The sequence below is a fragment of the Streptomyces sp. NPDC003036 genome (genome assembly GCF_040611175.1).
GTDB lineage: Bacteria > Actinomycetota > Actinomycetes > Streptomycetales > Streptomycetaceae > Streptomyces.
Genome location: NZ_JBEXNO010000001.1, coordinates 260,780 through 284,252 on the forward strand (window position 1 = coordinate 260,780; position 23,473 = coordinate 284,252).

General features: G+C 72.6%; 20 protein-coding genes, 3 tRNA genes, 1 other RNA gene and 1 pseudogene. 9 read left to right on the forward strand and 16 right to left on the reverse strand.

What is annotated here, in order from left to right; all coding sequences use genetic code 11:
* Window positions 1-267 precede the first annotated feature (267 nt).
* The 6 genes from ABZX67_RS01210 to ABZX67_RS01235 all read right to left on the reverse strand — a co-directional run bounded on the left by ABZX67_RS01210 (window position 268) and on the right by ABZX67_RS01235 (window position 2,500).
* Window positions 268-561, reverse strand: coding sequence for a Dabb family protein (locus tag ABZX67_RS01210; protein ID WP_355352526.1), 294 nt, complete (start codon window positions 559-561; stop codon window positions 268-270).
* 9 nt (window positions 562-570) lie between these two features.
* Window positions 571-735: a hypothetical protein gene (locus ABZX67_RS01215; RefSeq protein WP_355352529.1), complete on the reverse strand. Its 165-nt coding sequence runs from the start codon at window positions 733-735 to the stop codon at window positions 571-573.
* Between the two features lie 127 nt (window positions 736-862).
* Window positions 863-947: transfer RNA gene (locus tag ABZX67_RS01220), tRNA-Ser, on the reverse strand.
* 79 nt (window positions 948-1,026) lie between these two features.
* Entirely contained in the window at window positions 1,027-1,512 is a 486-nt protein-coding gene (gene tadA / locus ABZX67_RS01225; RefSeq protein WP_355352532.1) for a tRNA adenosine(34) deaminase TadA, read from the reverse strand.
* Window positions 1,513-1,559: 47 nt separating this feature from the next.
* Window positions 1,560-2,090, reverse strand: a complete 531-nt coding sequence (locus ABZX67_RS01230; RefSeq protein WP_355352535.1) for a hypothetical protein — start codon at window positions 2,088-2,090, stop codon at window positions 1,560-1,562.
* 170 nt (window positions 2,091-2,260) lie between these two features.
* Window positions 2,261-2,500: a hypothetical protein gene (locus ABZX67_RS01235; RefSeq protein WP_355352538.1), complete on the reverse strand. Its 240-nt coding sequence runs from the start codon at window positions 2,498-2,500 to the stop codon at window positions 2,261-2,263.
* A gap of 92 nt (window positions 2,501-2,592) precedes the next feature.
* Here ABZX67_RS01235 and upp point away from each other — a divergent pair, with 92 nt between their 5' ends.
* Window positions 2,593-3,228 (forward strand): uracil phosphoribosyltransferase, encoded by a 636-nt coding sequence (upp, locus tag ABZX67_RS01240; RefSeq protein ID WP_355352541.1) that lies wholly within the window; start codon window positions 2,593-2,595, stop codon window positions 3,226-3,228.
* A gap of 60 nt (window positions 3,229-3,288) precedes the next feature.
* On the opposite strand, the gene ABZX67_RS01245 is transcribed toward upp, so the two are convergent.
* From ABZX67_RS01245 to ABZX67_RS01265, 5 genes are all read right to left on the reverse strand, one after another.
* Window positions 3,289-3,930, reverse strand: coding sequence for a LytR C-terminal domain-containing protein (locus ABZX67_RS01245; protein WP_355352544.1), 642 nt, complete (start codon window positions 3,928-3,930; stop codon window positions 3,289-3,291).
* A gap of 118 nt (window positions 3,931-4,048) precedes the next feature.
* The gene (locus ABZX67_RS01250) at window positions 4,049-4,345 is read right to left on the reverse strand and encodes a type II toxin-antitoxin system VapB family antitoxin (RefSeq protein ID WP_289921192.1); all 297 of its coding nucleotides are present in this window, start codon (window positions 4,343-4,345) and stop codon (window positions 4,049-4,051) included.
* Window positions 4,346-4,548: 203 nt separating this feature from the next.
* The gene (locus tag ABZX67_RS01255) at window positions 4,549-6,105 is read right to left on the reverse strand and encodes a M28 family metallopeptidase (protein ID WP_355352547.1); all 1,557 of its coding nucleotides are present in this window, start codon (window positions 6,103-6,105) and stop codon (window positions 4,549-4,551) included.
* Window positions 6,106-6,243: 138 nt separating this feature from the next.
* Window positions 6,244-6,885, reverse strand: coding sequence for an HhH-GPD-type base excision DNA repair protein (locus tag ABZX67_RS01260; protein WP_355352550.1), 642 nt, complete (start codon window positions 6,883-6,885; stop codon window positions 6,244-6,246).
* A 47-nt stretch (window positions 6,886-6,932) separates the two neighbouring features.
* Window positions 6,933-7,667 carry a TetR/AcrR family transcriptional regulator gene (locus ABZX67_RS01265; protein ID WP_355352553.1) on the reverse strand — a complete coding sequence of 245 codons (735 nt, stop codon included), beginning with the start codon at window positions 7,665-7,667 and terminating at the stop codon, window positions 6,933-6,935.
* Between the two features lie 84 nt (window positions 7,668-7,751).
* Here ABZX67_RS01265 and ABZX67_RS01270 point away from each other — a divergent pair, with 84 nt between their 5' ends.
* Window positions 7,752-9,239 carry a DHA2 family efflux MFS transporter permease subunit gene (locus ABZX67_RS01270; protein WP_355352556.1) on the forward strand — a complete coding sequence of 496 codons (1,488 nt, stop codon included), beginning with the start codon at window positions 7,752-7,754 and terminating at the stop codon, window positions 9,237-9,239.
* 33 nt (window positions 9,240-9,272) lie between these two features.
* Here the strand turns inward: ABZX67_RS01270 and ABZX67_RS01275 are convergent.
* Window positions 9,273-9,685: pseudogene (locus ABZX67_RS01275) on the reverse strand (YciI family protein).
* Window positions 9,686-10,022: 337 nt separating this feature from the next.
* On the opposite strand from ABZX67_RS01275, the gene ABZX67_RS01280 reads away from it, so the two are divergent.
* Window positions 10,023-11,318, forward strand: a complete 1,296-nt coding sequence (locus ABZX67_RS01280) for an LPXTG cell wall anchor domain-containing protein (RefSeq protein WP_355352559.1) — start codon at window positions 10,023-10,025, stop codon at window positions 11,316-11,318.
* A 175-nt stretch (window positions 11,319-11,493) separates the two neighbouring features.
* Here the strand turns inward: ABZX67_RS01280 and ABZX67_RS01285 are convergent, their stop codons facing one another.
* The gene (locus ABZX67_RS01285) at window positions 11,494-13,794 is read right to left on the reverse strand and encodes a VCBS repeat-containing protein (RefSeq protein ID WP_355352562.1); all 2,301 of its coding nucleotides are present in this window, start codon (window positions 13,792-13,794) and stop codon (window positions 11,494-11,496) included.
* A gap of 108 nt (window positions 13,795-13,902) precedes the next feature.
* Window positions 13,903-13,990 (reverse strand) — tRNA-Ser (locus tag ABZX67_RS01290).
* A gap of 108 nt (window positions 13,991-14,098) precedes the next feature.
* Here ABZX67_RS01290 and ffs point away from each other — a divergent pair.
* The 6 genes from ffs to ABZX67_RS01320 all read left to right on the forward strand — a co-directional run bounded on the left by ffs (window position 14,099) and on the right by ABZX67_RS01320 (window position 22,709).
* Window positions 14,099-14,197, forward strand: an RNA gene (gene ffs / locus ABZX67_RS01295) — signal recognition particle sRNA small type.
* Window positions 14,198-14,258: 61 nt separating this feature from the next.
* Complete coding sequence (locus tag ABZX67_RS01300; RefSeq protein ID WP_355352565.1) at window positions 14,259-16,523, forward strand: DNA polymerase III subunit gamma and tau; 2,265 nt, start codon at window positions 14,259-14,261, stop codon at window positions 16,521-16,523.
* A gap of 61 nt (window positions 16,524-16,584) precedes the next feature.
* Window positions 16,585-17,847 (forward strand): phosphoribosylamine--glycine ligase, encoded by a 1,263-nt coding sequence (gene purD, locus ABZX67_RS01305; protein ID WP_355352568.1) that lies wholly within the window; start codon window positions 16,585-16,587, stop codon window positions 17,845-17,847.
* 256 nt (window positions 17,848-18,103) lie between these two features.
* The gene (locus tag ABZX67_RS01310; RefSeq protein ID WP_355352571.1) at window positions 18,104-19,999 is read left to right on the forward strand and encodes a hypothetical protein; all 1,896 of its coding nucleotides are present in this window, start codon (window positions 18,104-18,106) and stop codon (window positions 19,997-19,999) included.
* Window positions 20,000-20,257: 258 nt separating this feature from the next.
* Window positions 20,258-21,721 carry a N,N-dimethylformamidase beta subunit family domain-containing protein gene (locus ABZX67_RS01315; RefSeq protein WP_355352574.1) on the forward strand — a complete coding sequence of 488 codons (1,464 nt, stop codon included), beginning with the start codon at window positions 20,258-20,260 and terminating at the stop codon, window positions 21,719-21,721.
* Window positions 21,722-21,806: 85 nt separating this feature from the next.
* The gene (locus ABZX67_RS01320; RefSeq protein WP_355352577.1) at window positions 21,807-22,709 is read left to right on the forward strand and encodes a phosphoribosylaminoimidazolesuccinocarboxamide synthase; all 903 of its coding nucleotides are present in this window, start codon (window positions 21,807-21,809) and stop codon (window positions 22,707-22,709) included.
* Between the two features lie 49 nt (window positions 22,710-22,758).
* Here ABZX67_RS01320 and ABZX67_RS01325 read toward each other — a convergent pair.
* Window positions 22,759-22,834, reverse strand: a tRNA-Gly gene (locus ABZX67_RS01325).
* 21 nt (window positions 22,835-22,855) lie between these two features.
* Window positions 22,856-23,470: a response regulator transcription factor gene (locus ABZX67_RS01330; protein WP_355352580.1), complete on the reverse strand. Its 615-nt coding sequence runs from the start codon at window positions 23,468-23,470 to the stop codon at window positions 22,856-22,858.
* Between the last annotated feature and the right edge of the window lie 3 nt (window positions 23,471-23,473).

A 23,473-nucleotide genomic window follows, 5' to 3' on the forward strand; every position in this document is an offset into this window, starting at 1 on the left:
CTGGCCGGCACGTTCACGCCACCCCTTCGCGATCAAGTACGGTCAACTGATCCGTCAAAAGCGGTCATAGCATCACAAGACATGTCCACTGTGTGCAAGCACCCGCTAACGCCGTGTTGAGCGCGCGTGGGGGCATACAGCAAGCCCCGCACCGGAAGTGACCGGTGCGGGGCTCGATGGATCAGGGGATCAGGGGAGGCGGGGGTCCGAGGCTGAGGCCTGACTGGGGCCCGACTGAGGCGGGGCTGACGCGGGACTGAGGCGGGCTCAGAACTCGTAGTCGGCGATCACCCAGGTGGCGAACTCGCGCCACTGGCCGGCGGCCGCCTGGTGGGCCGGGTGCTCGATGTACCGCTTCAGCGCGTCCGTGTCCTCGACCGCCGAGTTGATGGCGTAGTCGTACGCGATCGGCCGGTCGGTGATGTTCCAGGCGCACTCCCAGAACTTCAGCTCGGGGATGAGCCCGCCGAGCTCCTCGAACGCCTTTACGGCCTCGACCACGCGCGGCTCGTCGCGCTGCACACCGTCGTTGAGCTTGAAGAGGACCAGGTGGCGGATCACAGCGGACTCCTACTTGATGAGCTCGGTCATGAAGTCGCCGACACCTTGGGCGGCGCTCGAAATGCCTTCGAACCCTACCTTCACGAGTTCGCCCGAGCGCTCGGGGGAGTTGATGATCGAGTACAGCACGAAGACGACGAGGATGTAGAGCGTAACCTTCTTCGCATGCGCCATCGGCCCGGTCTCCCCCGTCTTCCCCTGTGATCGTTTCTGGTGATCGCCCCAGTGGTCGCGTGAGTCTAACCGAGCGCATGACGAAGGGCCCCGGCGCGTCCTGCGCACGAGGCCCTTCACAAGAGAGCGGTAGCGGAGGGATTTGAACCCTCGGTGACTTGCGCCACACTCGCTTTCGAGGCGAGCTCCTTCGGCCGCTCGGACACGCTACCGAGAGAGAGCTTAGCCCAAGGGTGCCGGTTCGCTGAAATCGATAGTCGCGATCGTCGTCAGCGATCCGTCGGCGACCCGTCAGCGATCGCGGAAGAAGCGCGTCAGCAGCTCCGAGCACTCGTCCGCCAGCACCCCGTGGACCACTTCGGGCCGGTGGTTGAGCCGTCGGTCGCGTACGAGGTCCCAGAGCGAGCCGACCGCGCCGGCCTTCTCGTCCAGCGCCCCGAACACCACCCGCTCCACGCGCGACTGCACCAGCGCGCCGGCGCACATCACGCACGGCTCCAGCGTGACGACGAGCGTGCACCCGGGCAGCCGCCACTCTCCGACCCGCTCGGCGGCCCGGCGCAGCGCCACCACCTCGGCGTGCGCCGTCGGATCGCCGGTCAGCTCGCGCTCGTTGTGCCCTGCGGCGAGCTCCGTGCCGTCCGGGGACAGCACGACCGCGCCGACCGGCACATCGCCGGCCAGCGCGGCGCGCTCGGCCTCCTCCAGCGCCCGGCGCATCGCGCTGCGCCAGGGATCCCGTACGGGATCGGGGCCGTGGTCGGGAAGGGTGGTCATGGTCGTCCCGGGGCCCGCGGGGTCCGCGGGGTGGTGCGGGTGCCGCACTAGCGGACCGCCTCCAGGACCTCCGCGGCGCCGAGCGCGTCCGCGATGTCGGACATCGCGTCGGTCCCGAGCTTCAGCAGCTCCTTCTCCGACATGCCCAGATCGTCCAGGATCAGCAGGTCGCCGAGCGGCTCGGCCGGCACGGTCTCGCCCGCGGGCTCCGTTTCCTCCTCGTCCTCGTCCTCGGCCGGTTCGCCGTCCTCGGTGCCGTCGAGGTCCAGCTCGTCCAGGTCGGGGGTGTCGTCGTCCAGGTCGTCGCCGAGCAGTTCCTTGGTGAGGATCTCCCCGTACGAGGAGCGGGCGGCGGCGGCGCCGTCCGAGACGAAGATGCGAGGGTCGTCCTCACCCTCCACGCGGACGATGCCGAACCATGCGTCCTCCTGCTCGATGAAGACGAGCACTGTGTCGTCGTCCACCGAGGCCTCGCGGGCAAGCTCGGTCAGATCCGACAAGGTCTCCACATCGTCGAGCTCTGTGTCGCTCGCTTCCCACCCGTCTTCGGTGCGCGCGAGCAGTGCGGCGAAGTACACCGTGACTCTCCCACTGATCAGAGGTGTGACGATCGGGCGGCACGCTCCAGAATGCCCCGCCCACTCGGCATCGTGGCAGATGCGAGGGCTTCAGGAGAGGTGTTCCGCTCTTGCGTCGTGCACCAGTCTGAGCCCGATCGCCGGTCCGTGTCACCAGGCATCACCGGGCATCACCAGCGGAAGGTCCGCATCCGCATCGCCTGGCGCATCCTGGCGGCCCTGGCGCGGCGCGGCTGGACGCGGTCGCGCAGGGCCTTGGCCTCGTGCAGTTCGCGGAGGAACTGGGCGCGGCGGCGGCGTCGCTCGGCGTCGGTCTCGCCCTTGCTCTCGCGTCCGTCCGGGTGTCCGTTCCCGCGTCCGTCCGGGGCGTCGGGCTGTTCCGGTCCTTCCGGCTCTTCCGGGTCCGGCATCGCGACCACCACCCCCAGGTGTCTGACGTCCTGACCTCCCCACCTTCCCTCCACGGACGGGGTTGATGCCAGTGCGGGCTACTGTGGAGTCCATGCGGATCCACGTCGTCGACCACCCGCTGGTGGCGCACAAACTCACCACGCTGCGCGACAAGCGCACCGACTCCCCGACCTTCCGGCGGCTCGCCGACGAGCTGGTCACCCTGCTCGCGTACGAGGCCACCCGGGACGTGCGCACGGAGCAGGTCGACATCGAGACCCCCGTGACCCGGACGACCGGCGTGAAGCTGTCGAGCCCGAAGCCGCTGGTCGTGCCGATCCTCCGGGCCGGTCTTGGCATGCTCGACGGCATGGTGCGGCTGCTGCCCACCGCCGAGGTCGGCTTCCTCGGCATGATCCGCAACGAGGAGACGCTGGAGGCGTCGACGTACGCCACCCGGATGCCGGAGGACCTCTCCGGCCGCCAGGTGTACGTCCTCGACCCCATGCTGGCCACCGGCGGCACGCTGGTCGCCGCGATCCGGGAGCTGATCAAGCGCGGCGCCGACGATGTGACGGCGGTCGTGCTGCTGGCGGCGCCGGAGGGCGTCGAGGTGATGGAGCGCGAGCTGGCGGGCACGCCGGTCACCGTCGTCACGGCCTCGGTCGACGAGCGGCTCAACGAGCACGGCTACATCGTGCCGGGCCTCGGCGACGCCGGGGACCGCATGTACGGCACCGCCGACTGACGTCCACCGACGTCCGGACCCCGGCTCGTCCGTCGTACGGACCCCTGGCTCGTCCCGGTCCTAGGTCGGGCAGCCGGAGGGGGCCGGGGCGGGGCGGGACAGGGCGGTGAGCGCGGCGGTGGCGTCCTGCGGGGGCGTCAGCGCCGTGAACGCCGTGCCGATGATGAGGTCGACGTCCGCCGTCTGGCGGGCGTCCGTCTTCAGCGCCGCGCCCTTCAGCTGCGTACCGAGGACCGGGAAGGCGCCCTTGGTGGCGTCCGCGGCGCCCAGCAGGAGGCCCGCGCCCGGCACCTTCTTGTCGTACGCCGCCGGTGCGTTGCCCACCTTGCCGATGGCGAACCCCCGCTTCTTCAGCTCGTCGGCGGTCGTCTTGGCGAGGCCCGCGCGCGGGGTCGCGTTGTAGACGTTCACCGTGATCTGGGCCGGCTGGAGCGGGACCCGCACCACCGCGGCGGGGCTCTTGCGCGGCTTGCAGGCGGCGCCGGCGGCCGTGGTGCGCTTCGTGCCGCCGGGGCCGGAGCCACCGCCGCCGAAGACGTCGATGAGCTGGAGCGTCCCCCAGCCGGCCAGGCCGAGGGTGACCACCGCGGCGACCGCCGCGAGCACGATCCGGCGGCGGCGACGGGGGCGGCGCATGCGCGGGTAGGCGTTACCCGTGATGCGGTACTTTCCGCCCATACCCGGGGGAGTGAGCATGCTCATGGGCGCAGCGTAATGCGGCCCGGTGACTATGCCTACTAAACGATCAACCGATGCGGCCGGATGGGTGTGATTGCCCCCGAAAGGCTGAGGGCCCCGCCGCCTTTCGGGCGCAGCAGGATCAGTCCAGCTCCAGCACGCGCGCGTGCAGGACCTGCCGTTGCTGGAGGGCCGCGCGTACGGCGCGGTGCAGTCCGTCCTCGAGGTAGAGGTCGCCCTGCCACTTCACGACGTGCGCGAAGAGGTCGCCGTAGAACGTCGAGTCCTCGGCGAGGAGCGTCTCCAGGTCCAGCTGGCCCTTGGTGGTCACCAGCTGGTCGAGGCGGACCGGGCGCGGCGCGACGTCCGCCCACGCGCGGGTGGATTCCCGGCCGTGGTCGGGGTACGGCCGCCCGTTACCGATGCGCTTGAAGATCACACGGAAAGCCTACCGGGCGAGCGGTGCCGGGCGCAGCCACGTGGGGCCGATGTGGTGCCGAAAATCGAGTGCCGAAAGAACGGGTGCCGAAAAAACGGGTGCCGACAAAACGGGTGCCGACAAAACGGGTGCCGACAAAACGGGTGCCGACAAAACGAGCCCCCGCGCGGACGCGGGGGCTCGTCGGCTGGAGCCGATGGAGGTTACTCCGTCACCTCGTGATCGTGGTCCTCGTGCAGGCCGCCGCCGCTGCCCGCGTCGCCGTCGGTCGGGACGGACTCGACCGGCTTGCGCAGCGAGCTGAGGTCGTGGGCGTACGTACCCACGCTGTGGGCGATGACGTCGATGTTCGCGTCGAACGCCGCCATGCTGATGTTGTCGATGTCGTCGCACGCGGCGTGGTAGCAGGCGTCGTACGCGACCCCCGCCGTGCCGCCGAACTTCTCGGCCTGCTTGGCGGTCTTGGTGCCCTCGGCGCCCGTGAACGTACCGCCGGAGGGGATGCCGACCGCGATGAACGGGCCGTAGTCGGAGCGGCCGGTGAAGTCGGTGCCCTCGTGCGGCAGGCCGCGCGCGTCCATGAACGTGGTGATGTCGCGCTCGATCTGCGCCGAGCCGGTCGGGCCGGCGGGCGCGCCGACGGCGTCGGAGTTGTCGCCGTCGTACACGAACAGGCCGTAGTTCGGCGAGGCGATCATGTCGAAGTTCAGGTAGAGCTTGATCTCCTTGCGGTCGAGCTCGCTGAGCTGCTCGACGTAGTGCTCGGAGCCGAGCAGGCCGTTCTCCTCGGCCGACCACCAGGCGAAGCGCACCTTGTTGGTGGTGCGGTCCTTCTCCTTGGACTTGGCGAACTTCAGGGCGACGTCGAGCAGGCCGGCGGAGCCGGAGCCGTTGTCGTTGATGCCGGGGCCGGCCGTCACGGAGTCGAGGTGGGCGCCGAGCATCACGGTGTTGGCGGCGTTGCCGCGCTGCGTCTCGGCGATGACGTTGTTGGTGGAGCGCGTCTCGCGGAGCTGGCGGATCTCGAAGTTCACCTCCACCGGCCCGGCCGCGGCGTCGGCGGCGAGCTTCTCGCCGTCCGCCTTGGTGATGCCGCCGGTCGGGATCTTGCCCACGGCCGGGTCGCCGAGGGTGCCGGACATGGCGCCCTCGGTGTTGTTGTAGATGATCGCGCCGACCGCGCCGGCGGCGGCGGCCTGGGACTGCTTGTCGGCGAAGGTGCAGCCGCCGCGCTTGATCAGGGCGATCTTTCCGGTGAAGGTGCCGGTCGCATAGTCGGTGGCCTCACAGCCGGGCGTCGTGTCGGTCGCCGGGGCCGGGACGGCGGCCACAGCCGCCTTGAGGCCGCCGACGGGCGTGGACGCGGTGTACGTCATCGCCTTGATGTCGATGGCGCGGGGCGAGGGCGAGACGACCGCGAGCTTCTCGGCCTGGGTCTCGGTGTAGACGAAGTCGAACTTCTGGTACTCGACCTGGTATCCGGCCTTCTTCAGCTGCTGGTACACGTACGCCGCCGAGGCGTCGTGCCCGAGCGAGCCGGCGGCGCGGTGGCCCCCGGCCGAGTCGGCTATGCGCTGGAACATCTCCAGGTGCTTGTAGGCGTCCTTGGCTGACGCCTCCCTGACCAGCTTCTTGGAGAGCTTGGCGGCGTCCTTGGCGGCGCCGGCGCCCGCGTCGGGCGTGAGGCGGCCGGCGGAAGCGGGGGAGGCGGAGGCCAGCAGGAGCGGGGTCGCGAGTGCGGCTGCGGCCAGAGTGGCCACGGCTCTGCGATGGGTTGCGTTCACAGAGGTCCTTCCCGGTGCGAACGAGGTTGAAGGGAAGCTAGCGATCTCCGCCCCGTCTGTGAACAGATGTGCCACAACTCACGGGTTATTCCGTACGATTCGCTGCGGAACATGTCACTCCGCCTCTGAACTTCCGGCGGCCTCGGAGCTCTTGGCGCTCTTCGCGGTCTTGGCGCTCTTCGCGGTCTTGGCCGCGCGCTTCGCCTCCTGCTTGTACGCGCGGACCTTGGCGAGCGACTCCGGCCCGGTGATGTCGGCGGCCGAACGGTACGAGCCCTCCTCGCCGTACGCCCCCGCCGCCTCCCGCCACCCCTCGGGCCGTACGCCGTACTGCTTGCCGAGCAGCGCCAGGAAGATCTGCGCCTTCTGCTTGCCGAACCCGGGCAGCGCGAGCAGCCGGTCGAGCAGCTCCCGGCCGGTGGCGGCGTCCGACCAGACAGCGCTCGCGTCACCGCCGTACTCCTCCACCAGGTACTGGCACAGCTGCTGCACGCGCTTGGCCATCGAGCCGGGGTAGCGGTGCACGGCCGGCTTGGCGGACAGCAGCGCGACGAACTCCTCCGGGTCGTACGCGGCGATCTCGTGCGCGTCGAGGTCGTCGGCGCCCAGCCGTTGGGCGATCGTGTACGGGCCGGAGAACGCCCACTCCATGGGCACCTGCTGGTCGAGCAGCATCCCGACGAGTGCGGCGAGGGGGCTGCGGGCCAGCAGGGCGTCGGGCTCCGGCTGCTGGGCGAGGCGGATGGTGGTCGTCATGGCCCGATGATCGCGCCCGGGCGTGGCGGCCGCACGGCGGGGGCGGCTTACGGCGTACGCCGTACGGGCGAGCGTTCGGTCCCGTAGTACGTCAGGAACATGTCGACACCGCTCGCGAGGAGCCGTTCGGTCAGGTCCTCGTCGAGGTCGGCGCCGTACTGGCCGAACACCATGTGCGGGAAGACCAGCAGCGCGTACAGCTGGACCACCGCCGCCTCCAGGTCCGGGACGGCGAGCCGGCCCCGGTCGGCCAGCGTGCGCAGGGCGTCGGCGACGGCGGGGTGGTGGCCCGCCGGGCCGTGGGTGCGCCAGGCCTCGCCGAGCTGGGGGAAGCGGTGGAGCTCGGTCGCGACGAGGGTGCGCAGGGCGGCGACGTCCTGGTTGGCGCGGACGGCGTGGACCCAGCCGCGCGCGGCGTCGAGGAAGGCGGCGCGCAGGTCGCCGGCGTCCTCGGTGTCGGCCAGCCGGGCGAGGGCGGCGGAGGAGTCGTCGTCGAGGGTCTCGTCGAGCGCGCCCGCGATGACGGCGGTGAAGAGCGCTTCCTTGCTGCCGAAGTGGTTGTAGACGGTCACCTTGGACACGCCCGCCTCGGCGGCGATGGCGTCCATGCCGACGCCGAAGCCCTCGCGCAGGAAGAGCGCGCGGGCGGCCTCGACGATGGCCTGCCGCTTGCGGGCGGCGCGCGGGCCGGTGGGGGGCTGCTTCGCGCCGGGCTGCTTTGCCTCGGGCTTCGTCTTGGGCTGCTTCGCCTGGGGCTGCTTCGCGTCGGGTGCGGGTGGCATGCGGTGAGGCTAGCACCGGGAACTGTACGACCAAGTTCACCTGAACTGTTGAGTTCAGATGAACCGAACCGTACAGTTCAGTTCATGACGCATGCCTGCTCCCCCTCACTCACCGCCGCGCTGCCCCACCCCCGCCGCTGGGCCGCCCTCGCGCTGATCTGCCTCGCGCAGTTCATGCTGATCCTCGACGTCACCGTCGTGAACGTCGCCCTCCCCGACATGGCCGCCGACCTGCGCCTGGACCGTACGACCCTGACCTGGGTCGTCACCGCGTACACGCTGTGCTTCGGCGGCCTCATGCTGCTCGGCGGACGGCTCGCCGACGTGCTCGGCGCCCGCCGCACGCTCCTCGCCGGGCTGGCGCTCTTCACCGCCGCGTCGCTGGTCACCGGGCTCGCGGAGAGCGCGGCGACGCTGATCGGCGGGCGCGTCGCGCAGGGCGTCGGCGCGGCCGTGCTCTCGCCCGCCGCGCTGTCCCTCGTCACCACCGCCTTCCACGGCGCCGAGCGGAACAAGGCGCTCGGCGTGTGGGCGGCGATCGGCGGCACCGGCTCCGCCGCCGGGGTGCTGCTCGGCGGCGCCCTGACGGACGGGCCGGGCTGGCCGTGGGTCTTCTACGTCAACGTCCCTGTCGGCCTCGCGCTGCTGGTGGCGCTGCCCGCCGTCGTACCGCCGAGCCCGGCCCGGCCCGCGCGGGTGGACGTGCCGGGCGCCCTGCTCGTCACCGCCGGTACCGGCGCCCTGATCTACGGCCTGGTCGAGGCGGGCGACTCCGGCTGGGGCGCGGCCGCCACGCTGGTGCCGCTGCTCGGGGCGCTCGTGCTGTACGGGGCGTTCGCCGCGGTCGAGCGGGCGAGCCGGGCGCCGCTGATGGACCTGCGCATGTTCGGGCGGCGCCCGGTGGTCGCGGGCGCGTTCCTGATGCTGGTCGCGACCGCGCTGCTGATCGGGTTCTTCTTCCTCGGCTCGGTCTACCTCCAGCACGTGCGGGGCTTCAGCGCCCTGCGCACCGGGCTCGTCTTCCTGCCGGTCGCCCTCGCCACCGGGCTGGGCGCGCACCTCGGGTCGCGGCTGGTGGGGCGGCTCGGCAGCAGGCCGACGGCGGTCGCCGGACTGCTGGTCGCCGCCGCCGGGTGCGTACCGCTGACCTGGCTCGGCGACCGTCCGAGCGTGTACGCGGGGCTGCTGCCGGGGCTGGTCGTCGCGTCGTCCGGCATCGGGGCCGTCTTCGTCACCGCCACGGCCACGGCACTCGCGCTGACGGACCCTCACAAGGCCGGGCTGGCGTCGGGCGTCGTCAACACCTTCCACGAGGTGGGCGGTTCGGTCGGGGTCGCGGTGCTGTCGACCGTCGCGGCGGCGGGCATCGGGGGCGGTGCGGTGAGCGGTGCGGTGAGCGGTGCGGTGAGCGGTGCGGTGAGCGGTGCGGCGGGTGGTGCGGGGGGCGGTGCGGCAGGCGGCTTCGCCACCGCGTTCGCCGTCTGCGCGGCGGTGGGCGCGGCGAGCGCGGCCGTCGCCCTCGTCCTCGTACCGCGTGCGAAACCGCGGATGACGGGCGTACACGCGCACTGACGGCCGTGGGGGAAGCCCATGGCCGGCGGGGGCTCAGATGTCGCGGCCGCTCTCCAGGATGGGCCGGATGACGACCGGATAGTCGGGCGAGCCCTCGGGCACGGGGCACTGCGCGATGCGCGCGGCGATCTCGGTGACGCGGTCGAGGCTGTCGCAGTCGAGCACCCAGTAGCCGGCGATCAGCGTCTCGGTCCGGTCGTACGGGGCGTCGGCGACCACCGGACGCCCGTCCTCGCCCGCCGTGACGAAGCGGGTGGGGCGGGCTCGGCCAGCCCCTGGCCGTCCAGCATCTCGCCCGAGCGGGCGAGGCCCTCGTTGATCTTCTCCATGAAGGCGAACATCGCCTGTACGTCGTCCTCGCTCCAGGCGGGATACCGCTCGGAGGCCTTGCCGTTCATCGCGTCGTAGTCGGCCTGCGAGCCCTGCACCATGACCAGGTACTTCATGTCGTCGCTCCTCGGATGCGGTGCCGCCCCCTCAGGGCCACTCTCACAGGGAAGCCTGGCTCCTGCGAGCGCAGCATGTGACATGAGTCACAGAGAAATCGCAGACACTGTGGGCAACTGCCCCTGTTGCCCTTCTATGTCGGCCGACGGCGGCGCGTCCGGCCGGAAAAGCCAAGGGAATTGAGCTTCCCGCGCCTTTATCGCGGTCATACGATCACCCCATCGTCGGCCGCGTTGCGTGAGCTCCACCCCGCCGTGGCCGCTCCCACTCTTTCGGACCCAGAAAAGGGCTCTAGTGAAGATCCGACGCATTCTCGCAACGGCCGTCGCCGCTGCCGTGACGACGCCCGTCGTGATGCTGTCCGTCACCCCCGCGTACGCCGACACCAAGCCGACGGCGTCGCAGTCCCAGGACTCCAAGGCCGCCCAGGCATCGAAGGCCTCCAAGGCTTCCATCGAGGAGCTGGAGAAGGCCGCCGCCGAGGCGCGGAAGGCGTACGACGCGGCTGTCGTCGCGGAGAAGGCCGCCTACGCCGCCCTGGAGGCGGCGCTGTCCGACACCGCCCCGCACGCCGTCGCCGCCAAGGCCGCCGCGAAGGAGGCGGCGGACGCCGCCGCCGCGCAGACCGCCGCCGACGAGGCGCTCGCCGCCGCGAAGGCCAAGCAGCAGGCGCTGCCCGCGGACGCCACGGACGAGGAGAAGGCCGCCGCGCAGAAGGCCGTCGACGACGCCGAGGCCGTGGCCAAGGCCGCCGCGGAGGCCAAGACGGCCGCCGACACCAAGGCCGCGGACGCCCGCAAGGCGGAGAGCGACGCCCACGTCGCCGCCTTCCGCGCCTACGGCCAGGCCCAGAAGGCCTCCGCCGACGCCCTCAAGGCGAAGGAGGCCGCCGACAAGGCGCTCGCCGACGCCAAGGCGGAGGAGGGCGACGAGGGTGACGAAGGCGACGACGAGGACCTGGGCGACTGCGTCCCCGAGCCGAAGCTCACCACCGTGGTGACCGGTCTGCCGTCCAAGGTCGTCGCCGGTACGACGGTGAACTTCACCCTGCGCGTCACCAACGGCACCGACAAGACGATGGACGAGGTGGACCCGCTCGTCGGCGTCCACGCCATGGACAAGGCCGACTTCGAGTCGATCGACGACCTGCTGCGGCTGCAGTGGTCCTCCGCCACGTCCCCCGCGTGGAAGACCGTCGACGGTTTCGACGTCCTCGACACCATCAGCCCGCTGAAGGCCGGCGCCCACGCCGACATCAAGCTGCGCCTGACCGTCGACGCCAAGGCCCCGGCCGGCGACGGCATCGCCCTGGCCGCCGGTGACTACTACAACGACGACACCTGCGGGTACACCCCGGAGCTTCAGGAGTACCCCTTCACGATCGCCCCCGCGGGCACCAAGCCGGGCAAGGTCGACGACGCCAAGCCCGGCGGCACCACCCCGCGCACCCCGGCCACGACGCCGCAGGGCGTGACGTCCACCCAGCCGGTGACCGCCGCCACGGGCAGCCTCGCCAAGACCGGCTCCTCCTCGGCCGTGCCGCAGATCGCCCTCGCGGGCGGCGTCGCGGTGGCCCTGGGCGCCGGCGCGATGATCATCGTCCGCCGCCGCAAGGCCGACGCGAACGGCTGAGCCGCACGCGTACCAGCTGAACCCCCGGCGGGGGGCCGGATCTCTCCGGCCCCCGCCGGTCTTTTGCCGTGGGGCTCACGCGGTTTCCAGCCGGGCCGCGAGCCCGTCGAGGAGCGCTTCGAGCCCGTGGAAAGCGGCGGTCCGGCCCTCTGCGCCGGCCGAGGAAACCGAACGGTTATGCGACGTTGTTGAACTTGGAACCCTCGCCCGCGTACAGCGACGTCGACTGACGGCTGAAGACCGCGGTGGTGGAGCCCGTCGAGCGGTAGACGTACGTGCCGCCAGCCCCGTACGCGATCAGGTCCGGGCGCCCGTCGCTGTCGACGTCACCGGCGCCGACGAGCTGGGTGAAGGCGCCCCAGCCGCCGCCGATCCGCACGCGGGTGGAGAAGCCGCCGCGGCCGTTGCCCTGGTACAGCCAGAGGACGCCGGCGGTGTCGCGGGCGACCAGATCCCCGGCGGCCGTACCGGCGATGTTCCCGACGGCGGTGAGCTGGTTGTAGACGCCCCAACCGCTGCCGACCCGCACGCGGGTGGCAAAGGGGGCGGTGGCGGAGCCCGTGCCCTTGTAGAACCACAGCACGCCGGCGGTGTCCGTGGCGAGGAGGTCGGTGCGGCCGTCGCCATTGAGGTCCGAGCCGCCGGTGAGCTTGTTGTAGACGCCCCAGCCGCTGCCGACGCGGGCGCGGGTCGCGAAGGTCCCGTCGCCCTTGCCGAGGTAGTGCCAGAGCACACCGGAGCCGTCGAGGGCGATGAGGTCGCCGACCTCGTTCCCCGCGAGGTTGCCGACGGCCTCGATCTGCTTGTACGTCTGCCAGCCTGCGCCGACCCGAGTGCGCTGAGCGGGCTTGACCAGGCCGTTGACCGGCCGGTCCAGCAGGTCGTCGCGCCACAGCACGCCGGCGGCGTCCCGGGCGAGGACGTCGGTGGAGCCGTTATGGGTGTAGTCGTGCGGGTTGTCCGTCCGGGCGACCGCCATGAGGAAGCCCTCGTAGGCGGGCTCGCCGATGCCGTCGAGCGGCGTCGCCTCGGCCTCCACCGCGTACGTGCCGTTCGGCGCGTCCACGCCGCCGATGATGCCGTCCCAGGTGTAGCTGAAGAGGGTCCCGGTGGCCGGGGCGTCCACGCGCTTCTGGAACTCCTTGCCCGTGGTGACGTGCGTGAGCGTGACGTCCAGGTAGGCGTCGCGGCGCGACAGCGTCCAGCCCAGCGTCACCTTGCCGCCGGTCTTGTCGAGGTACGCCACCTCGGGGATGTGGACCTGCTCGATCTCCACACCGGCGGCGACGGGGCTCCCGCTTGCCGCCACCTTGGTGACCGTCGGGGCGCCGTCCGCTCCGGCCGCGATCCGGAACAGCCCCTCGCCGTCGGCGGCCCGCGCGCCGTGTACCACCGCGCTGCCGTCGCCCGTGGCCATCGACGCGGAGCCGGAGTCCAGGAGGTCGCGGATCTCGCCGGTGGTGAGGGAGACGGCCTTGACCGGCGTCGTGGGGTTGCCGTAGACCAGCCAGTCGCCCACGAGCGAGGTGTACCACTCGTCGGTGTGGCGGCCCAGGACGGTCCGCTTCACCTCGCCCGACACGCGGTCGACGGACCGGATGAGCCCGCCGGTGCCGGACTCGTACTCGTACCAGGTCACGTGCGAACCGGAGAACGCAAGACCGCCGTAGCCGATCCCGGACTCCGCGGCTGCGTACGTCGCGGTCACCGTCCCGGCCGCCACGTCGACCAGCGCCCGGCCGCCGGTCCGCGCGCCCGCCGGACCCGTCTCGTACCCGACCAGAACGGAACCGTCCTGGACCCTCGAGCCGAAGAAATCGGTGGCGTCCGCGGGCAGCCCAGCCACCTTGCGGGTGGTCGTCGTGGCGCCGTCCTTGTTCACGACGTGCAGCTCCGCCGTGCCGTCGTCCTTCGTCAGCTGCGCGAGGACACTCGTCGGGCTCAGCACGGCCACGTAGTTGCCGTTCAGCGCGCCGAGGTCGATGTCGACGCCCGGGGCGGAGGGATCGGCCATGTTCCGCAGGGTGAGCGAACGCATCTGAGCGGACCAGCCGTCGTCGCCGAGGACGAGCACGTCACCGGCCCCCATGGTCCAACCGCCGTCCTCGGGCTCCTGGAGCGGCGTCGAGGCGCCGCCGTCGTACGGCGTCCAGAGCAGCTTCCGGGTGCCGTCCTGCGCGAACGAGTAGGTGAGGAATCCGGAGGTGCCCACACCTCCGAGGTCGGTGCCCTCCGGGTAGACGGGAAGGGCGTCGGCCGCCTCGGCCGAGCCGGAGCCGGAGAAGGAGCCCGGGAAGGAGCCCGGAGTGGCGGCGAAGGCGGCCGGGGCCGCGGCCAGCGTGCCGGCGCCGAGGGCCGTGACGGCAAGGACGGCCGTGACGGCCGTGGCCAGACGGGTGCCGGTGGAGCGGACCTGCAAGGTGAACCCCCATGAGAAGAGATCGGGCACGGAAGTGCCGTGCAGGATCAGACTCATGATCGGGCCGAGCGGTTGTACGGGAGCTGAGACGGAAACCGGGACGGACACGTCGAAGGGCCCCACCGCAAGCGGTGGGGCCCTTCGACATCGTGCCCGGTGAGGCACTGGCGGAGGATACGAGATTCGAACTCGTGAGGGGTTGCCCCCAACACGCTTTCCAAGCGTGCGCCCTAGGCCTCTAGGCGAATCCTCCGCCGCAAACAATACAAGACGTTGAGGAGTGCTCGCGAACCCGATCCCGAGGCCCTCCCGGAGGGGCGCCCGGGGTGGACCGAGGGCCCGTGGGATCGGGTACGCTGGGCGCAGCCCCTCACGTGGCGCTATCTGACTGAACTCCCCCAGGGCCGGAAGGCAGCAAGGGTAGGTCGGCTCTGGCGGGTGCGTGGGGGGCGCTTGCGTGTGCGGATCCTCGCCTTCGCGGGGCGGGTCGGTTGTCGGTGGGGCCCGATATCGTCGTAAGGGTGTCGTCCCTTGCGCTGTACCGCCGCTATCGTCCCGAGAGTTTCGCCGAGGTCATCGGGCAGGAGCATGTCACTGACCCGCTGCAGCAGGCCCTGCGGAACAACCGGGTCAATCACGCGTACCTGTTCAGCGGGCCGCGGGGATGCGGCAAGACCACCAGTGCGCGCATCCTCGCCCGGTGTCTGAACTGCGAGCAGGGGCCCACGCCCACGCCCTGCGGCGAGTGCCAGTCCTGCCGGGACCTCGCGCGGAACGGGCCGGGGTCGATCGACGTCATCGAGATCGACGCCGCCTCGCACGGTGGCGTGGACGACGCCCGTGACCTGCGGGAAAAGGCCTTCTTCGGCCCGGCGAGCAGCCGGTACAAGATCTACATCATCGACGAGGCCCACATGGTCACCCCGGCGGGCTTCAACGCCCTGCTGAAGGTGGTCGAGGAGCCTCCGGAGCACCTCAAGTTCATCTTCGCGACGACCGAGCCCGAGAAGGTCATCGGGACGATCCGCTCGCGTACGCACCACTATCCGTTCCGGCTCGTACCGCCCGGCACCCTGCGGGACTATCTCGCCGAGGTGTGCGGCAAGGAGCAGATCCCCGTCGAGGACGGCGTCCTGCCGCTGGTCGTGCGGGCCGGGGCCGGGTCGGTGCGTGACTCGATGTCCGTCATGGACCAGCTGCTGGCCGGGGCCACCGAGGAGGGTGTGACGTATGCCATGGCGACGGCCCTCCTCGGCTACACCGACGCCTCGCTCCTCGACGCGGTCGTGGACGCCTTCGCGTCCGGGGACGGCGCGGCGGCGTTCGAGATCGTGGACCGGGTCATCGAGGGCGGCAACGACCCGCGCCGGTTCGTCGCCGACCTGCTGGAGCGGCTGCGCGACCTGGTGATCCTGGCCGCCGTGCCGGACGCCGCCGAGAAGGGGCTCATCGACGGACCCGCCGACGTGGTCGAGCGCATGCAGGCGCAGGCCTCCGTCTTCGGGGCCGCCGAGCTCAGCCGCGCGGCCGACATCGTCAACACCGGGCTGACCGAGATGCGCGGTGCCACCTCGCCGCGGCTGCAGCTGGAGCTGATCTGCGCGCGCGTGCTGCTGCCCGCCGCGTTCAGCGACGAGCGCGCGATGATGGCCCGGCTCGACCGGCTGGAGCGGGGCTCCGTCGTTCCCGCGACCGCCTTCCAGCCGGGCGGACCGGGGCCCGCCATGGGGTACGTGCCCGGCCCCGAGGCCCACGTGCAGGCCGCGCCGGTCGCCCCCGTCCCCCCGGGCGGAGGGCCCGCCGCCGCCCGCGCGGCGGTACGCGGGGACGCCCCCGCGCCCGCCGCACCTCCGGCTCCCGCCCTCGCTCCCGCTCCCGCCCCCTCCCCCGCTCCCGCGCCCGTCGAGCCGGAGCACGCCCCCGCCCCGCAGCCCCCCGCCGAGGCCCGCCCCGGCGCCTGGCCCTCCGCCGCGGCCCCCGGCTCCCGGGAGTCCGGCGCGCGGCCCGGCGCCTGGCCGACCGCCTCCGCGCCCGGTTCGCAGGGCGAGGCCCGGCGCCCCGGCGGCTGGCCCACGGCTCAGGCGGCCCAGCCGCAGCCCGAGGCCCCTGCCCCGGCCGCCGCCGCCCCAGGGGTTCCGGCTCCCGCACCCGTCGGCACGGCCCAGGGCGCCGCCCAGGTGCGGAACATGTGGCCCGACATCCTCGAAGCGGTCAAGAACCGCCGCCGCTTCACCTGGATCCTCCTGAGTCAGAACGCCCAGGTCGCCGGGTTCGACGGCACCACCCTCCAGCTCGGGTTCCTCAACGCCGGAGCCCGGGACAACTTCGCGAGCAGCGGCAGCGAGGAGGTGCTCAAGCAGGCGCTCGCCGAGCAGTTCCACGTCCAGTGGAAGATCGAGGCGATCATCGACCCGTCGGGCGGCTCCGCGCCCCCGCCGGCGTACGGCGGCGGAAGTGGCGGTGGCGGTGGAGGCGGTGGCTACGGCGGCCGCCCGTCCCAGGCGCCGGGCCCCGCCGCGCCCGCACCGCAGGCCTCCGCCCCCCGCCCCGTCCAGCAGTCGCCGCAGGCCCCGGTAGCGGGGACCGGAGCGCCCGCGCCTCAGGGCCGGGCCTCCTCGCCCCCGCCGCAGCAGGCCGCGCCCTCGTCCGCGCCGCGGTCGGTCGCGCCCGAGGACGACATGCCGGAGGACGACGATCCCGACCTCGTCGACTCGGCCCTCTCCGGTCACGAACTGATCGTCCGCGAGCTCGGCGCCACCGTGGTGGAGGAATATACGAACGAGTAGGGGAGGGTGGCTCGGCATCCCGCACAAGGGGTACCCGCCCCCGCGGGCTACCCTGGCTGGCGTGAAGGTCCTCGTCATCGGCGGCGGCGCCCGCGAACACGCCCTGTGCCGCTCCCTCTCCCTCGATCCCGACGTCACCGCTCTGCACTGCGCGCCCGGCAACGCCGGAATCGCGGAGGTCGCCGAGCTCCATCAGGTGGACGCCCTCGACGGCGCCGCCGTCGCCCGCCTCGCCACCGGCCTGGCGGCCGACCTGGTCGTCGTCGGCCCGGAGGCGCCGCTCGTCGCCGGCGTCGCCGACGCCGTACGGGCGGCCGGCATCCCCTGCTTCGGCCCCTCCAAGGAGGCCGCCCAGCTGGAGGGCTCCAAGGCGTTCGCCAAGGACGTGATGGCCGCCGCGGGTGTGCCCACGGCCCGTTCGTACGTCTGCACCACGCCCGACGAGATCGACACGGCGCTCGACGCCTTCGGCGCTCCGTACGTCGTCAAGGACGACGGCCTCGCGGCGGGCAAGGGCGTCGTCGTGACCGACGACATCGAGCAGGCCCGCGCGCACGCGCTCTCCTGCGACCGCGTCGTCATCGAGGAGTACCTCGACGGCCCCGAGGTCTCCCTCTTCGCGATCACCGACGGCCGCACCGTCCTGCCGCTCACCCCGGCGCAGGACTTCAAGCGCGCCCTCGACGGCGACGAGGGCCCGAACACCGGCGGCATGGGCGCGTACTCGCCGCTGCCCTGGGCCGACCCCAAGCTGGTCGACGACGTCATGGCGACCGTCCTCCAGCCCACCGTCGACGAGCTGCGCCGCCGCGGCACGCCCTTCAGCGGGCTGCTGTACGCGGGGCTCGCCATCACCTCGCGCGGCGTCCGGGTCATCGAGTTCAACGCCCGCTTCGGCGACCCCGAGACGCAGGTCGTGCTCGCCCGCCTCAAGACGCCGCTCGCGGGCGTCCTGCTGAACGCCGCCAAGGGCACCCTCGACGCCGAGCCGCCGCTGAACTGGCGCGACGACGCCGCCGTCACCGTGGTCGTCGCCGCGCACAACTACCCCGGAACGCCGCGTACCGGCGATGTGATCGAGGGCCTGGACGAGGTCGCGGCCGAGGACGCGCCGCACGCGTACGTCCTGCACGCCGGGACCAAGCGGGACGGGGACGCCGTCGAGAGCGCCGGTGGGCGGGTGCTGTCGGTCACCGCGACCGGCAAGGACCTCGCGCAGGCGCGCGAGCGGGCGTACGCGGCGGTCGGTCGCATCCGTCTGGAGGGCGCGCAGCACCGTACGGACATCGCACGCAAGGCCGCCGAACACCCGGCCGGGCAGTAGCCCGGGAGTAACCGCGCAGTGAACCCCGGGACGGCCCGAACCGTCCACACCTTTGCCCAAAGCCATTCCATCGAGTGACGGCGGGGCTATCCGGATGACGCCTGCCGACACCCCAACTAGGGTGCCGCGCAGGCGTTCCGGCACTTGGCCCACCGACATTGCGATGTCAGTGGCGGGTGCCACAGTGGGGGAATGAGCAACGCCACCGCAGGGCAGTCCGCCGCAGGGCAGGAGGGGGTGACGTACGGCCATGTCCATGTCCGATGCCGGAATGGGTGAGGAGCGGGGTGCGCGGGCCGCACGCGCCCGTGCCCTCGCCGTGCTGCGCCTGCGCGGCCGGGCCGTGGCCGTCGCGCTGCTGCCCGCGGCGCTCGCGGTCGTCCTGTGGTCCGGGGCCGCCACCGGGCACCTGGCCGGCGGCGGCTGGGACGCGGTGCGCTGGGTGGTGACGGCCGTCGCGGTGATCGTGCTGCTCGCGGCCGTGGCCGTCGGCGCCGTGATCGCCCGGGCCCGGCCCGCCCTGAGCCCGACGGTGGAGATCGCGGAGGAGTCGGCGCCCGATCTGTACCGGATGGTCGAGGACCTGGCCGCCCGGCTGGACGTGCCCGTGCCGTCGGCGATAGCGCTGACCCCCGACTGCGACAGCTGGCTCGAGGACCGCACGCACCGGGCGCACGGCATACCCGCCGCCCACCGCCAGGGCAACCGCCAGGGCGCGGCCCCCGTCCTCGTCATCGGCTCGCCGTTCCTGTGGTGGATGCGCGTGGCCGAGCTGCGGGCGGTGCTGGCGCCGGTCGTGGCCGGTACGGGGCCGTCGGCGCACCCCGACATAGCCGCGGCACGCCGTTTCGTACGGGGCCTGGACGCGGCCGTCGCGGTCGCGGCCCGGCCGGGGCTCGATCCGGTACGGAGGGCGGGGGCGCGGTTCGTGGGGGCGGTCGCCCGGCTGCTGCTGCGGGGCTGTCAGGCGCATGTCGCGGAGATGGAGCGCGGGGTCGCGGCCGCCGCGTCCGAGCGCGCACAGGCTGTGGACTACGGCCTGCGGATCGTCGCCCAGGAGCAGGTCGGGCTCGCGTACGCGGGCTGGGACCGGCTGCTGACGCGGGTCGCGCTGCCCGCCTGGCGCATGGGCCGCTGGCCGTGCCGGCTGGACGCGGGCGTGGTCTCCGCGCTCACCGAGCTGTCCCGGCGCGACCGGCTCGCGGAGGGGTTCGCCTCCCGGCTGGGCGAGCGGCCCGCGTGCGACCTGCTGGAGGAGCCCGGGCTCGTCGACGAGGCCGCCTCGCTGCTCGCCGCCCGCCTCTTCCATGGCGGTCCCGCGGTGCCGGGCCCCGACTGGGCCCCGGTGGACTGGCAGCAGTATCCGGACGAGGTCGTCGACCGGAAATGGCGCACCGAGGCGGCCCGCCTGCACCGCGCCCTGGACGGCCTGGGCGTCCGCCGCGGCGCCACCGAGCCCTCGCTGGCGCGCGTCCTCGACCACCTGACGGCCCCGCAGACCGCCGATCCCCTGGCGGAGGCCATCACCGCGGCCCTCGCCGCCGAGGAGACCGCGCCTCAGTCGCCTCCTGCACCGCAAGAACCCCAAGCGTCTCCTGCGCCCGACGCCGCAGCCGCGTGGCCGGATCACGCCGGTGCTGCGGGACCGGACGACTCACCGCTCCCCTCCGGTGGCGCGGCGGACGCCGGCCCCGAGGCCCCGGCCCTCGGCGGCGCACAGGCTCCGGATTGGCCCGCCGACAGGTCCGCCGAGGAGCCCACAGCCGCCGCACCCGCCGGACCCGCCGCGGCCACCGAGCCCGCCGCACCCGCTCTCGCGCCCGCCCTCTCCGCCTCCGCCGAGCTCGCGCTCGGCTGGCCCGGGGCAGGCGGCGAACAGCTGCCGCTGTTCCCGCTCCAGCCGCCCCGCAGCGGCCGTGAGCTGCTCGTCGATCACGTCACGGCCATGGTCTGCTGCGCCGCCGTCGACACGGCGGGTGCCGCGCCCGGACTCGACTGGCTGGACGGGCCCGCCCTGCTCGTCGAAGGCAAGCGGCGTGCCGACCTCGCCGGACCGGTCCTCACGCTCGTCGAGGACGCCGACCCCGAGCCCCTGCGCGCCTGGCTCGCCGCCGTCGGCGTACGCCCCGAAAAGCCCGTCCGCCTCGCCTGACGACGGCGGCCACGGCACCCACTGCCGCACCCACTGCGGCCCCCACCGCCGCACCAGAGGCCGTGCCGAGGCCGGACCCCGGCGCCCGGAACACCCCCCTACGACCGGAATGCCGTGCTCCGTTCCCGCCAATTAACGACGAACGGTGACGGACTGCGTGCGGTATGTGATGTGCTGGGGATCGGCACTGACAGCCACCGCACCAGCGGTGCACGAATCGATCATCGGACCACGGGGGAATCAAGGGAGGGGCGCAACATGGGGGCGGAACAGATTCGGCGGTGGGAATCGGGAGCGCTCGCCCACGCCGTGACCGATCCGTTCGGTCAGGGCCCGCTGCCCTGGCTGCGCGGCAGCGAGCAGTACATCGGGGACACCGGCCAGGTCGTCCCCTGGTACGCCGACCCCGCCCTCGCGCGCGGCGGCCACGGCGGACCGCGCTCCGCCGACGACGTACACCGCCAGATCAAGGGCTTCGCCTCCACCGGTGCCGTCGCACCCGGCGAGGCGATCGACTTCCACATCACCGTGGACCCGCCCCAGCCGTTCTCGGTCGACATCTATCGCATCGGGCACTACGCCGGTGACGGCGCCTCGAAAATCATCACCAGCCCGCGCCTGCCCGGCATCGTCCAGCCCGACCCGCTCACCGCCGACCGCACGGTCTCCTGCCACCACTGGTGGCTCTCCTGGCGCCTCCAGGTGCCCTCGTACTGGTCGGTCGGCGCGTACGTCGCCGTCCTGACCACCGTCGACGGCCGCTACCGCTCCCACATCCCCTTCACGGTCCGCGATCAGCACCCCGCCGACCTGCTCCTGCTCCTCCCCGACATCACCTGGCAGGCCTACAACCTCTACCCCGAGGACGGCCGCACCGGCGCCAGCCTCTACCACGCCTGGGACGAGGACGGCCGCCTGCTCGGCGAGGAGGACGCGGCGACGACGGTCTCCTTCGACCGCCCGTACGCCGGGGCCGGGCTCCCGCTCCACGTGGGCCACGCCTACGACTTCATCCGCTGGGCCGAGCGGTACGGCTACGACCTCGCCTACGCCGACGCCCGCGACCTGCACGCCGGCCGCGTCGACCCGACCCGCTACCGCGGCCTGGTCTTCCCGGGCCACGACGAGTACTGGTCGGTCCCCATGCGCCGTACCGTCGAGTCCGCCCGCGACCACGGCACCTCGCTCGTCTTCCTCTCCGCCAACACCATGTACTGGCAGGTCGAGCTCGGCCCGTCCCCCTCCGGAGTCCCCGACCGCCTCCTCACCTGCCGAAAACGCCGCGGCCCGGGCAAACCGGCCCTCTGGCGCGAGGTCGACCGTCCCGAGCAGCAGCTCCTCGGCATCCAGTACGCGGGCCACGTCCCCGAGCCGCACCCCATGGTGGTGCGCAACGCCGACCACTGGCTCTGGGAGGCCACCGGCGCCGGAGAGGGCGACGAGCTGCCGGGCCTGGTCGCCGGCGAGGCCGACCGCTACTTCCCGCGCACCGCCCTCCCCGAGCACCAGCGCCGCATCCTGCTCGCCCACTCCCCCTACCGCGACAGGGACGACTCCCTGCGCCACCAGGAGACATCCCTCTACCGCGCCCCCTCCGGCGCCCTCGTCTTCGCCTCCGGCACGTTCGCCTGGTCACCCGCCCTGGACCGCCCGGGTCATGTCGACCTCCGCATCCAGCGCGCCACGGCCAACCTCCTGGACCGCATCTGCAAACGGGACTAAACAGCCCCCTGAACCCCCTGGCCGAGGCCGGCGCCTCCGCATGCGGGACAATCGGAGCGTTGGGACCAAACCACGGGGAGGAACCGTGTCCGGATTCGTAGAAAAGCCCGAGCCAGTCGAGGTTCCGGGCCTGGTACACCTGCACACCGGCAAGGTGCGCGACCTGTACCAGAACGAGGCGGGCGACCTCGTCATGGTCGCCAGCGACCGCATCTCCGCGTACGACTGGGTGCTCCCCACCGAGATCCCGGACAAGGGCCGCGTCCTCACCCAGCTGTCGCTGTGGTGGTTCGACCAGCTCGCCGACCTGATCCCGAACCACGTGCTGTCGACCGAGCTCCCCGCCGGCGCCCCCGCCGACTGGGCCGGCCGCACCCTGGTCTGCACCTCCCTGCGCATGATCCCCGTCGAGTGCGTGGCCCGCGGCTACCTCACCGGCTCGGGCCTCACCGAGTACGTCGAGAGCCGCACGGTCTGCGGCCTCGCGCTCCCCGAGGGCCTCAGCGACGGCTCCGAGCTCCCCGCGCCGATCTTCACGCCCGCCACCAAGGCGGCCGTCGGCGACCACGACGAGAACGTGTCGTACGAGGAGGTCGCCCGCCAGGTCGGCGCGGAGACCGCCGCCCAGCTGCGCCAGACGACGCTCGCCGTCTACTCCCGCGCCCGCGACATCGCCCGCGACCGGGGCATCATCCTCGCCGACACCAAGTTCGAGTTCGGCCACGACGCGAACGGCGGCCTGGTCCTCGCCGACGAGGTCCTGACCCCGGACTCCTCCCGCTTCTGGCCGGCCGACACCTGGGAGCCGGGCCACGCCCAGCCCTCGTACGACAAGCAGTACGTACGCGACTGGCTGACCTCCCCGGCCTCCGGCTGGGACCGCACGAGCGAGCGCCCGCCCCCCGCGCTTCCGGCGGAGGTCGTGGCGGCGACGCGCGGCAAGTACGTCGAGGCGTACGAGCGGCTGACCGGCACCACCTGGGCGTGAGCACGCGAAAGCCCCCGGCCGACCGGCCGGGGGCTTTCACTGTTCTCACTGGAGCGGACGACGAGGCTCGAACTCGCGACCTCAACCTTGGCAAGGTTGCGCTCTACCAACTGAGCTACGTCCGCATGCGCTGTCGCGCGGAACCACTATACCCAACCTCGCTCGCGCGCGAGACGCACCGCCGTATGACGGTTCTCGGCACCCAGTTTCGACGCGGCGGAGGAGAGGTAGTTCCGTACGGTCCCCGGCGACAGCGACGCCCGCTCCGCGATCTCCGCGACCGGCGCCCCGTCCGCCGCGAGCTCCAGCACCTCGGCCTCCCGCGCGGTCAGCGGCGAGTCCCCGGCGGAGATCGCGTCGGCCGCCAACTCCGGGTCCACGTAACGGTGTCCCGCGTGGACGGCACGGATGATCTCGGCGAGCCGCTGGGCGCTGACGGTCTTCGGCACGAAGCCGCGCACACCCGCCGCGAGCGCCCGCTTCAGGTGCCCCGGGCGGCCGTGACTCGTCACGATCATGGTCCGGCAGGCCGGGAGCTCGGTCCGCAGCGATGTGGCGACCTTCACACCGTCGGCGCCCGGCATCTGGAGGTCCAGCACCGCCACGTCGGGCCGGTGGGCCCGCGCCATGGCGAGCGCCTCGGGGCCGGAGGCCGCCTCGGCGACGACCACGAGATCGTCCTCCAGCCCGAGCAGCGCGGCCAGCGCGCCCCGGATCAGGTGCTCGTCGTCGGCGAGCAGCACGCGCACGGGCGACCCCATCGG